5 protein-coding genes are annotated in these 13,153 nt (G+C 38.4%); 2 read left to right on the forward strand and 3 right to left on the reverse strand.

Features of this window, described 5'->3' with window-relative positions; all coding sequences use genetic code 11:
• Positions 1–20 precede the first annotated feature (20 nt).
• The 3 genes from M2306_RS08045 to M2306_RS08055 form a co-directional block, all read right to left on the reverse strand.
• A complete protein-coding gene (locus tag M2306_RS08045) occupies positions 21–7,082 on the reverse strand; it encodes a beta strand repeat-containing protein (RefSeq protein WP_259188276.1) in 7,062 nt (2,353 codons plus the stop codon).
• A 102-nt stretch (positions 7,083–7,184) separates the two neighbouring features.
• A complete protein-coding gene (locus M2306_RS08050; RefSeq protein ID WP_259188275.1) occupies positions 7,185–10,361 on the reverse strand; it encodes a phage tail-like protein in 3,177 nt (1,058 codons plus the stop codon).
• 762 nt (positions 10,362–11,123) lie between these two features.
• Positions 11,124–11,696: a lipocalin family protein gene (locus tag M2306_RS08055; RefSeq protein WP_259188274.1), complete on the reverse strand. Its 573-nt coding sequence runs from the start codon at positions 11,694–11,696 to the stop codon at positions 11,124–11,126.
• Positions 11,697–11,902: 206 nt separating this feature from the next.
• On the opposite strand from M2306_RS08055, the gene M2306_RS08060 reads away from it, so the two are divergent.
• Together M2306_RS08060 and M2306_RS08065 are read left to right on the forward strand one after the other, a co-directional pair.
• Positions 11,903–12,610: an SMI1/KNR4 family protein gene (locus tag M2306_RS08060; protein WP_259188272.1), complete on the forward strand. Its 708-nt coding sequence runs from the start codon at positions 11,903–11,905 to the stop codon at positions 12,608–12,610.
• A 40-nt stretch (positions 12,611–12,650) separates the two neighbouring features.
• Positions 12,651–13,121: a hypothetical protein gene (locus M2306_RS08065; RefSeq protein ID WP_259188271.1), complete on the forward strand. Its 471-nt coding sequence runs from the start codon at positions 12,651–12,653 to the stop codon at positions 13,119–13,121.
• Positions 13,122–13,153 lie beyond the last annotated feature (32 nt).

Genomic DNA, 13,153 nt, shown 5'->3' on the forward strand with positions numbered 1-13,153 from the left:
TTACTTTGTTACCTCTTCTCTTATTTCAACTGCATCACTACATTAAAATAAGTCTTAGTAGTCACATTTGGATTTCTCATCGTTTTATAAGTCAATTCTCCATCCTCATCAATATCCACCTCTTCGAATACCTCATCATCGTAGTACACGATAAAGAAATCTAAATCTTCGCGATTGTATATATTCAATCTTGCAGTACTTCTCGAACCAATAGCATTACTAAATTGCTCATAATAAATATCATACACATCTTTAGATCCTTCTCTTCCTGGCTCAATTTCTACCACGAAAGATGGTGCATAAAAGAAACCTGCTCCACCACCTGATGGGCGTCTGAATTCGGCTGAACCATCTCCTTTTGAAGTCAATACTAAACCTTCTTCTGCATAGTCCTCATCATATTCTTCGGTCGCAATTTTGATTGGCGTAACACTGTAATCTTTGATGATATCAAAACCTACTGAATTGGCTGCTAATTCATCCGTTCCTACAGCGCCACCAGCAATTTTGTCAGAAGTAACTGCCTGATTTGCTAGTTTTTCCTCTGTTACAGCATCATTTTGTAATTCCTCTGTTCCTACTGCTCCGCCTGCTAATTCATCGCTTCCAATTGTAGCATATTTGATATGTCTTCCTTCAATACTGTGCTCATTCACATCTAATGTTACGTTTTTCAATACAGCATCTGTACCATTAGCTACATCAATTACCGAGCCTCCAGTTAAATTACCTTTGGTTATATCTTGTCCTGTTGGAGCTTTAAAGGCTACTTTTCCATCTTCTTCTACCGTTAACACGTGGCCTACGGTTTCTCCTGCTGCACTAAGTTTACCTTTGGTAATGGTATTGTTTTTAATTTTGTTATTCTCAATCGCAAGATTTTTGATCTTAGCTGTAGTAACTGCTTCATTTTCAATTTTTTCTGTAGTTACAGCATCACCTGCAATTTTGTCTTCCGTTACAGAAGAACTTCCCAATTTACTCTCTGTTACTGCGTTAGCTGCAATTTTTTCGTTGGTTACTGCATTTTCTCCTATCTTCACAGAGGTCACTGCTGCATCGTCTAAATGAACCGTTTTAATTCCTTTGTTCTTAACGTTTACTGTTGCATTGTGTAACACAGCTCCTAGTCCGTCAGTAACTTCAATAGAAGTTGATCCTTTCAATTCTCCGCTCGATACTCCTGCAGGAGCTACAAAGTTTACATTTCCATTGCCATCTGCTGTTAGTACATGTCCTGCGGTAGCTGAGGTATTCCCTGTTTTAGAACTCATTTTGGCTGTTGTTACTACATTAGCCCCTAATTGTCCTGTTCCTACTCCACCATCAGCAATCGATACTTTCGCATCTTTTAATAACGCTTGACTCGCACCTGCTCCTGTTATGGAAATACCTGTTCCTTGTTGTAGCGCTTTACCACTTGTTCCAATAACAGCGTCTAAGCTTTCGAAGGCTGCTCCACCCTGTCCATCAGTGGTTAATACCAATCCTCTTGCTTTTTCTGAGGATGCAATTTTATCTTCGGTTACATTTCTCGCTGCGATATGCTCCGTTTTAATTCCACCTTCTGCTACTTTAATGTTTACGTTTTGCAACGCGGCATTGTTTGCTGCAATCGTCAAGGAAGTATCCGAAGTAATCGGTTTTCCTTGTGTTGCTGCAACAGTTTCAAACGATTGAAATTTTACATTTCCAGCACCATCTGCTGTTAATACCGTACCATTAGTTGCGTTATGGTCTCCTACAACTGAACTTATTTTTCCGGTTGTAATTGCTTGGTCTTTGATGTGTTTTGTTTCAATTCCACCTTCCGCAACCGCGATTGCTGTTTCCGCTAATAAAGCTTTGTTGTTTGCTGTTACTGTAATTGAATGATCTGCAGTCAGGTCTTTTCCTTCTCCTTCAAAAGCTGTATTACTCAACGCTTTAAATTCCACTGTACCATTGGTTCCTGTAGCAGTTAACACCGTATTAGCTGCTGCTGATCCTGCAGCTATTTTATCTACTGTTACTGCACCAGCAGCCAGTTTTCCACCAGTTACCCCACCTTCAGCAAGGTCAATTTTTGTTGGTGCTAATACCGCATTTAAACCATCGGTATCATCTGTAAATACTAAGGCATTACCTAAGCTTAAATCTTCACCTCCTGCTTGAACGGCTTCTTTCAATACATAATCAAATCCACCTTGTCCATCGGTAACTAAGATAAAATCACGCGCTTGACTTGCACTGCTTAATTTATCTTTTGTAATACTGTTATTTGCTACACTCAAATGAATATCTTTCAACAGCGTTTTTTCACCATCGGTTGACATTTGAATGATACTATCAGTCGTTAAATTACCTGCTGTTAAATCAACGATTTCACCTAACTCACCCCAAGTAACTTCGCCATTTGCTCCACTTAGTAGCACACTTTGCGCCGTTATCCCTTCCGAAGAAAGTTTGTCAGCCGTTATCACTTGATCTGCAATTTTAGCATTGGTTACTGCGCCATCTTTTAATTGAGTAGCAGTAATTCCTTGGTCTTTAATTCCCAATTTAAGGTCTGCCAAGACTTTATCCACCCCGTTATTTACCGTTACCACTCCATCGGTTGTAATGGTTCCTTTCCCTGTTAATTGGCTCGTTTTTAACGGCTCAAAAGTCACTGTAACTCCATTAGATCCAACAGTCGCAACTGATCCTGCTTGTGCGTTACCGCCGTGTAGTTTCCCTGCTTTGATTGAATTGTCCTTCACGCCTAACGTTACATCAGCCAATACTTTATCTACTCCATTGTCCGATACGGAGATAACATCATCCGTTAGAATATTTCCTTTTTCTGTCAGAATAGCGGAAGATAATTGTTTGTATTCAACCACCCCTGCTGCATTAGCCATCGCTACTCTATGATCCTCTCCTGTTCCGGCAGTTAATTTCGCTGCTTGGATCGTTTGATCGGCAATATTGCCATTTTTAATGGTTTCTGGAGCAATATGTCTTCCGAGTACTCCACCGTCGTTGATTTTTACAACTACACTTGTTTCTTCATTTCCAAATAGTACATTTTCACCACCTTCAACAATAATTCCCTCTGATCCTACTAGATCACCTTGCATCGCTGGTGCCACAACTTGATCTGTGGTTGTAAACGCTGCATTTCCAGATCCATCTGCGGTTAACACAGCACCTCTTTCTATATCAGTCGCATTAATCTTAGCTGCAGTAACAGACTTGTTTTGAATGTGATTCGTACCGATTCCATCTTCTTTTACCTTTAAGCTAAACGGTTGTAAAACAGCTTTTGACGTATCACCAGTTGCTGCTAAAGAGCTATCTAACGTCAATGCTTGTCCACTAACTACGGCTGCCATCGGTTGATAAATCACAGATCCATCTGCTTGTGCTACAGGTACGTGATTTTCTTTGTTCTCTCCTGCATATAATTTATCCGCAGTAATCGCCTGATTTTTAATTTTTTCTCCAGTAACTCCTTGGTTTTTCAGTGACAAAGTCATTTCCGTTAAGGCTGCTTTTTCACCCCCTGTAACCTGAATCGCTGCATCACCTTGTACTAATTTCCCTTGCGCTGCAACTGTCGTATAAATATCGTTTTGAACGGTTGATTCATTTAAAATTTCTGTGATATTTTCAATTACAGTACCTGCAACATCAATTATACCAATAGGAGTAGTCGAGGCTTGGTTATAAAATGTAAATACACCTGATTCGTCTTCTACAATACGCAACGTATTTGCATTAAATGTTACACCATCACCAATTATTTCTCCTGCTGCATTTACGTCATTTTCATTGAAATAAGTAAACGTACCATTGTTGTTATTTTGTAAGACTGTTACTTTTTCTTGTGTAGTAATGATTTCTTCTATAATAGAATCTGTTGCATCTACCCATTCCGCTTTTCCTTGCTCATTGGTAACTAAAAGTTGTTTTGCATTACCACCTTTAATCTTAGCTGTCGTTACCCCTTCATTGGCAATTGTCAATGTTACTGGTGTAAATACAGCATCCGCCACACTTGTATTTCCATTGATTAAAATGCCATTTCCTGATAAGGTTGCTTTCTCGATTTCAAGTTGCTCAAGCACTTCAACCTTTTGGTTGATTTGATTAATAGCTTCTTCAATATTAGTATACTGATGAGAAGAATTATCTTCAAATACAATTGATTTCGCACGAACATCGATAGTCGCTAAAGGCGTATTGCTTGCTTTATCTGTAAATACGAATACCCCTGTAGTATCTTGTGCGATTTTTAACGTATTCGCATCGAATTTTACTCCTGTTGCGTCTGGTTTAATCGCACCATTTTGATCGATATCGGCTTCGTTAAAATAAGTAAACGTTCCGTCACCATTATCTCTTACGATAGTAGTAGTTTCATTTACACTAGTAATTAATTGTAAAATATCACTTTCAGCATCCAACCAAGTTACCGCACCTGAGCGATCCGTACCTAATAATTTTAAAGCACCATCTCCGATCATTTTAGCTGCACTTACGGCTTGCGCTTGGATTTTAGCTGATGAAACTGAATTTTGTGCCAGTTTTTCCTCTGTAATTCCTCCATTTTTCACATCAAGGGTTACATCTGCTAACGCTGCGTGATCCCCACCAGTAACATCAATAGCAGGTGCTCCAATAATAGCTTTCCCCCCATTTCCAATCACTTCACCTAGCGGTTGGAATTGAGCGCCTCCTTCTATTGTAGAGGTTAAAACTAATCCAGCACCTTTAGTTGTGCTAATTTTATCTTCCGTTACAGCTCCATCTGAAAGATGTGCGTTTTTAATTCCGCCTGCTGCTACTTTGATATCCAACGCTTGTAATGCCGCTTTGTTTCCAGCAGTCATGGCCAATGATTGATCCGAAGAAGCCACGGCATGTCCTTGTGTTTCTGCTACATCACCTAGTGTTTTAAACACTGCATTTCCTGCACCATCTGACGTTAATACTGCTCCACTTACTGCTGTTTGAGCGTCAATTTTGGCTGTTGTTACTGATTTAGCAGCCAAATGTGTGTTGTCAACTCCTCCAGTTGCAATACCAATCGTTAAATCTTTTAATACAGCTTTATTATCCGCTGGAATGGTTAATGATCCATCCGATTTCAAATCTGCTTCTGTTCCTTCAAAAGCGGTTTCATTTATTTTTCTATAGGTTACATTCCCTTGACCATCTGCTGTTAGCACTGCATTTTCTTCAGCACCAAGTGCAGAGATCTTAGCCGTAGTAACGGATCCATCCGCTAATTTTGCTTCTGTAATTCCTCCGTCTGTAATTCCTATTTTGGTTTCTGCCAATACAGCCGAAATTCCATTACCATCTAAAAATTCTAGTTCATCCCCTAATTCTAAGTTAGCTCCAGCTTGTACAATGCTCTCTCTATCCACATAATGAAAACCGCCATTTGCATCAGTTACCATCACCATGCCAGGTTGTGATCCCGCATTACTTAGCTTACTAATTTCAATCGTTTTAGCTGCAAGTTGTTGGTTGGTAATACTACCATCCTTAATGCCTAACTTCACATCGTTAAACAGAGAATTAACTCCATCCCCTTCTTTTAACTCAATGATATTATCTGTAGTTAAATTACCTGCTGCATCTGTTACGATATCATCTAATTCTCCCCATTTTACTACGCCTTGGTCATCAATAACCATCACGCGTTTTGGTGGTTCATTCCCTGCTGATATTTTATCTACTGTAATGGTATTCGCTGCAATTTGTTGATTGGTAATTGTACCATCCGCCAATTGAGTTGCTGTAATCGATTGATTCGTAATACTCAAGTTAACATCGGCTAATACTTTACCCGTTCCATTGTCAACCGCTACAATACCATCTGTAGTAATATTTCCTTTCTCGGCAATTGCATTGGCTTCTAATGGTTTATAACTCACTGTACCATCCGCATTTACTGTTGCTACTGCACCAGTTTCTGCTCCTGTAGCATTAAATCGATCGGCTTGAATGGACTGCTCGCCAATACTGAACGTTACATCACTTAATACTTTACCTATACCGTCATTGACAAGGATTACTCCATCTGTGGTAATATTTCCTTTATCTGTAATAACAGCAGAAGTTAATGGTAAATAGCTCACTGATCCATCCGCATTTACAGTTGCTACTTTACCTGCGTCTGTTGTATCCGCTACTAGCTTAGTAGCTGTAATGGTTTGATCCGCTATATTTTCGCCTTTTACTGCTTTGATACCGATGTGTTTACCTGCGATTCCTCTTTCGTTGATTCCAACGGTTACTGCTTTATCCGTACCGCCAAACAACACATTTTCACCTCCACCAGCGATTGTAATTACGCCAGCTTCTCCTCTTAAATCACCTTGAGCTGCAGGTTTTACTGCATCCGCAATACTTTCAAAAGACGCATTGCCCAATCCATCTGCAGTTAAAACAGCATTTTGTGCAATTCCCGTAGCGTTAATTTTAGCTACTGTTACTGCTCCATCCTTAATGTGACCTTCTTTTACTCCATCTTGTTGGATGTTGATTGTCACATTTTGAAGCGCTGCTTTATTTCCATTGGTAATAGCAATAGAAGCATCTGTACTTTGTATCTTTTTCCCTTGAGCCGCTACAGAAGCAAAAATTTGATTCTGCACTTCTTCTTGGTTTAAGATTTCCGTAATATTCTCTACGATATTTGTTGTTACATCAATCGTTGCAATTGGCGTATCACTTGATAAGTCATAAAATTCATATACCCCTGAACCCAGTTGAGTAGCAGGATCCATTTTTTGTTCTACGCGAAGGGTGTTTGCACTAAACGTAGTTCCCAATGCTCCTGGTTTCTTATCTCCATTGGCATCGTAGTCATCCTCATTGAAATACGTAAACGTACCGTTTTGATTATCAGTCAATTCAGTTACTGCTTGATTGAGTGATAAGATTTCTTTGATTGGTTCATCTGTTGCGCTAATCCACTGTGCAGTTCCATCAGCTCCTGTTACTAAGAACTGCCCCGTTGTACCTGGTTTGATTTTAGCTGTAGTAACCGCTTGATTTTTAATGGTTGTAGTCGTTACTCCTTCATTGGCAATGGTTAATTCCATCGCATTCAATACAGCCGTATCTCCAGCTCCTCCAATTGCAATGGAAGCATTCGGTGAAGTTACCGCTTTCCCTTGTGCAGCTACGGAATGGTAGATATCGTTTTATACGCTTGTATCGTTTAAGATTTCTGTAATATTTTCGATTACACTTCCTGCAACATCAATCACTGCAATAGGAGTCGTTGCATTCGACTTATCGTAAAAGGCGTACGTATTGTCCGCCGTTTTATCGATACGAAGGGTATTGGCATCAAATTTCACGCCTTGACCTGGAATAGCATTTCCATCCGTATCAATTCCCTTTTCGTTGTAATACGTAAAAGTTCCATCACCACCATCAACTAGTAAGGTTACTTTTTCGTTGAATTCAAACGCTTCTTGGATGACTTCATCTGCAACATCTACCCATTTTACCGTACCGTTTTCATCCGTTACTAATAACTGTTTATTTCCACCTGGAGCAATTTTAGCCGTCGTAATTCCTGCATTGGCAACCGAAAGTTGCATGGCATTCAATACTGCTTGATCTCCGTTGGTTACCTTAATCGATCCATCTGCTGCAGTCGCTGCTTTTCCTTGCGCCGCTACGGAATGGTAAATATCGTTTTGTACGGTTGTGTCGTTTAAGATTTCCGTAATGTTTTCAATCACACTTCCTGCAACGTCAATCACGGCAAGTGGTGTTGTTACATCAGACTTATCGTAAAACGCATACGAATTATCGCCTCTCTTTTCAATGCGAAGGGTATTCGCATCGAACGTCATTCCCATTCCCGGAATTACAGCTCCATCTTCGTCAATTCCCTTTTCATTGTAATAGGTAAAGGTTCCATTTCCTTCATCTATTAATAAAGTTAACGCTTCGTGGTGTTCTACCAATTCTTTGATAATTTCATCCGAAGCACCTACCCATTTTACAGCTCCATTTTCATCTGTAATCAACACTTGTTTGTGATCACCAGGTGCAATTTTAATTGGCGAAACTGCTCCCGTTTTTAATTTATACGAACTAATCGCTTCATCGTCAATTTTACCTTCTGTAATGGCCTTATCCGCAATAGATAAGGTAATGTCTTTCAACACCGCATTGCTCTCTTGAGCTTCTCCATTCACCAAGATACCATTCCCTCTCAAATCTGAAGGTCTACCTTGGGCTACTTCAATTTTCTGAATAATCGTATCTAAAATTTCTTGTAGGTTTTCTCCAGGGATGTTTTCTGAATTATTTTCAAAGACAATCGAACTCGCTCTTGTACTGATGGTCATCAACGGGTTATCCGCTGTTGTAACTCCATCGTAAAAATCGTAGATTCCCTTTTCACTAACGCCTGTTCTTTCGCGTATTTGCAAGGTATTGGCATCAAACTTCACCCCTTGTCCTGGAATGGCATTTCCATCTGCATCGATTCCCTTTTCGTTGTAGTACATAAAAGTTCCATCGCCACCATCTACTAATAAGGTTACTTTTTCGTTGAACTCAAATGCTTCTTGGATGACTTCATCTGAAGCATCTACCCATTTTACAGCTCCATTTTCATCTGTAACCAACAGTTGTTTATTTCCACCTGGAGCAATTTTAGCCGTAGTAATTCCTGCATTAGCAACCGAAAGTTGCATCGCATTCAATACCGCTTGATCTCCGTTGGTTACTGTAATAGAGCCATCTGCTGCAGTCGCTGCTTTTCCTTGCGCCGCTACGGAATGGTAAATATCGTTTTGTACGGTTGTATCATTTAAGATTTCCGTGATGTTTTCAATCACACTTCCTGCAACGTCAATTACCGCTATAGGAGTCGTTGCGTTGGACTTATCGTAAAAGGCATATGTATTATCCGCTGTTTTGTCAATGCGAAGGGTATTGGCATCAAATTTCACCCCTTGTCCAGGAATGGCATTTCCATCAGCATCAATTCCTTTTTCGTTGTAGTACGTAAAAGTTCCATCACCACCATCTACTAGTAAGGTTACTTTTTCATTGAACTCAAACGCTTCTTGGATGACTTCATCTGAAGCATCTACCCATTTTACTGTACCGTTTTCATCCGTTACTAACAGTTGTTTGTTTCCACCTGGTGCAATTTTAGCGGTGGTAATTCCCGCATTGGCAACTGAAAGTTGCATCGCATTCAATACCGCTTGATCTCCATTGGTTACTGTAATCGAACCATCTGCTGCAGTCGCTGCTTTTCCTTGCGCCGCTACCGAATGAAAAATATCGTTTTGTACCGTTGTATCGTTTAAGATTTCCGTAATGTTTTCAATCACACTTCCTGCAACGTCAATTACAGCAATTGGCGTCGTTGCGTTGGACTTATCGTAAAAGGCATACGTATTATCCGCTGTTTTATCAATGCGAAGGGTATTCGCATCAAACTTTACGCCTTGTCCTGGAATAGCATTTCCATCGGCATCGATTCCTTTTTCGTTATAGTACGTAAAGGTTCCATCGCCACCATCTACTAATAAGGTTACTTTTTCGTTGAACTCAAATGCTTCTTGGATGACTTCATCTGAAGCATCTACCCATTTTACTGTACCGTTTTCATCCGTAACTAACAATTGTTTGTTTCCACCTGGAGCAATTTTAGCGGTGGTAATACTTGAAGGTTTAATACTTAATGAAGTGGCTGTAAATACCGCTCGTTCTCCGCCAACTACTTCGATGATACCATCACCTGATAGAGCTTTTGCATTTTGCGCAATCGATTCAACAATTTCATTAATGACTTCTTCTTGATTGATGATTACATTAATATTATTGATTACATCAGCAGCGACATCAATAACTGTTTGGGTATTATCTTCTGATGTATAGGTATATTTTCCTTGACCATTCGATTGAAGTGTAGTTACGAGATTAACATCCGCTAAAGGAACCGAAACGGTGTGATTTTTAGAATCGCGTAAAAACAAGGTTTGTTCTTGTATGTTAACCGCTAATTCTTCATTGGCTGCTAAATCTTCTAAGAAATCATCTGTAGAAGAAATTAAACGAACCCATTGTTTATCAAACCAGAAGTAGTACCCTGGTTTTAGTTCATTACTCTCAGTTGTATTAAATACCAAGAGACTATTTGGTGTTTTCCCCCCGTTAATATTTGAACTATTCGTTGCTGATACTAAAGGAATTCTAGGAATTAAAACTCCTTTAAAACTACCTGCGTTTGCTTCTACATCTAATAATGCCGCTGGATTTGGATTTGCAGTTCCAATACCCACTTGGGCAAATGCGAAGCCAGACATCATAAGTAATGCGACTGAAAGTACATTTTTTTTCATAAACAACTATTTATTTCGATTATGTTTAATTTTAAATAAAAAACACAAAACATGATATTTTCGTTAATACTGTTAACATACCAAATACAATGCCAGAATTCAAATATTTCTGTATTTTTTATTTAAACAAAAAAGATTTTTTATTCTACATTCAATTTTATTTCTCTTTTATCGGTGTTATAACTGCATCAATAAGCGCTTACCATTACTGGCTCAAAAAATATTTTCCCCCTAAATACTTCTCTTTTTCTTGCTGATACTTTTATTTTATCATTTTTAAACTATATGAACTTAACTTGTTGATTTTAAAAAAAATGTACGTTCCTACTTCGGACAAATCTTTAACCTTTTAAGTTTATTTTAATATAATTAAAAAACAATTTAACAGACATCTAATTTCTGTTATTTTTTTAAATAAACAATACTATATTCAGCAATTAAATTAAAAAAATATTTATATCCACTTATTTTTAAAAAATAACAACCAATAAAATGGTATTTAACCTAAATACACTATTATTCTTTACTTTAATATACATTAAAAATAAAGTTAACCTAAGATAATCTTAACATGTGACATATTGTGAATCAACAAGATGACCTCATTCTTGTTGTGTGTTTGATTATCGCACAAGGTACCTTAACCAAAAATGGCCAACTATAGATATAGCTGGCCATTTTGGTTTTGTTACTTTTATTTTTCGATAAATAACGCTTGTTTTTCTAGTACGGAGGCGTACTTTATTACATCACTTTCTTCCCTTATGGATGGGATTCTTTTGCAGATGCTTGATCGTCTTTGTCGTGGTTAACCCAAATCAAACGAGAAATATCATAACCTACCTCTTGAGCCAAGGCAAGATACTGCTGTTTAATCGCTTCTGGTATGGTTTTTTCTCGGGATAAAATCCAAAGATAATCTAGGTTTTTCCCTGCTATTAGCGCATATTGATATTCTGGATCTAAGGCTATTACATTGTAACCCGAATAAAAAGGACCAAAAAAGCTAACTTCTAGTTCAGCAATCTTCTTATCTCCTCTAAATTTAGCAATGCCTTCTGCTTGCTGCCATTCGTTGTCCTTAACGTGAAAACCACGATTGACCACCTTGACCTCTCCATCTTCATTCAAACTATACTGTGCTGTAGTATTGTCCAGATCTCGTTCAAAATAAAAGTCAAAACGCGCAATTTCATACCAAGTACCCAAATAACGCTCAACTTCAAAATTGTCCACCGCTTGTGCTTTCTCTGGTATGGAACGCCCGCCACAAGAAAGTAGAAAAAAAGAAAATAACAGCAATAAACCTCTTTGATAATATGTAAATAAACTCATACGTATTTCGTTTCTTTCAAATATAAAAAATTCAAAAACAGCAACCAATATTAATTAGAATTATTTTAAATAACGTTTTATTTGCTCGTAAAACCTTTTTCTTCCTTCCCTTACAAAAAAGAAAACCCCCAATTTTAGGGATGTTTATGTCTGAACAAATGGGTACTTTTACCTTTAGAAAAAACATACTAAATAAACCCTGCCCTATGACTGCATTACGTGAACTTGAACAAGAATTAGGAATCCAATACCCGGAACTCTATACCAAACTATATGTTGAGGGTATGTTGGATTTAGGTCCGACGGGAATGCATTGGGCAGAAATTACTTTTCCGAAACTCAAGTTAAACCCTCCGTTGTTACTCTTTGGTGAGGACATTGAGATTTGGGATCCCCTTGCATACAAGGCTGGGATTGCAGAAATAAAAGATTGTGAGGTTTATGAAATTGCAGCACCATACCAATTCATTCCTTTTGCAAAAAATGGCGCAGGCGATTTATATGTTTTTCAATACGATTTGCAAAATGGAGAGGATATTCCCATTACCTTCTTTCCTCATGATGATTGTGAAGCAGAAGTACTGGCAAAGAACCTGCAGGATTTTATTTTTAGACAATTACTAGAAGCAACCCGAGAGATTGACGATTATGCGATGGTATTTGAAGAGGAAGAAGAGGAAATCAAGCGCAATTTACAACAGCAATTACGCACCCATCGTCCTTATTTAACGGATCGACAAATCCAGCTATTAGAAGAAATCTACAATAGAGATTTGGTTACTTACACCTATCAATTACCTAATGGTGGCAAACAAGAAGCAGAAGGACTCACAACTTTTGATGAAGTTGAGGCGATCTTACAACGCGAAATTAATTTCGAACACCTCAACAAAACCTTTAACTATACCGTTTAATAAAAAGCCCGAGATAAAACCAAAATCTCTTTATTCTATTATGACAACGAACAAACAGCATACAATAAAAATAATTGGACTCCTACTTGCTTTATTTTTAGGCAATACAGCACAGCTTCAAGCCCAGGAGCATTTTATAGGACCTTCCGTTAGTTATCAATATCAAAAGGGAAGCATCCTTAAAACAGGGATATACTATGCATCTAGCTTCAACACCGATCATATCATCAAACTAGATGCTACAGCGAACTTCACTTGGATTCAAAACAAGTACGCGGTTATTCCTGAACTAGCTGCGACCTACTATTCAGAGATGTATTATATTGGATTCTTTGGTCGAGCTGAACTCACCCCTTATACTGTAAGTCCAAAAGTAGGACTCTCGCTATTTACCTTTTTCGAGATCGATTTGGGGTATGGATTTCCTCTTGCGGATAAAACAGATTACCGCCCAATCAAAGGATTTACGACTTCCATCCGATTTAATATTCCGTTGAATACCAAGTTTTAATTCTCCGTACTATTTATCCAAAAGAACCAGAT

Origin of the sequence: Myroides gitamensis (assembly GCF_029894455.1) — a bacterium.
In the GTDB taxonomy this organism is placed as follows: Bacteria; Bacteroidota; Bacteroidia; order Flavobacteriales; family Flavobacteriaceae; genus Flavobacterium; species Flavobacterium odoratum.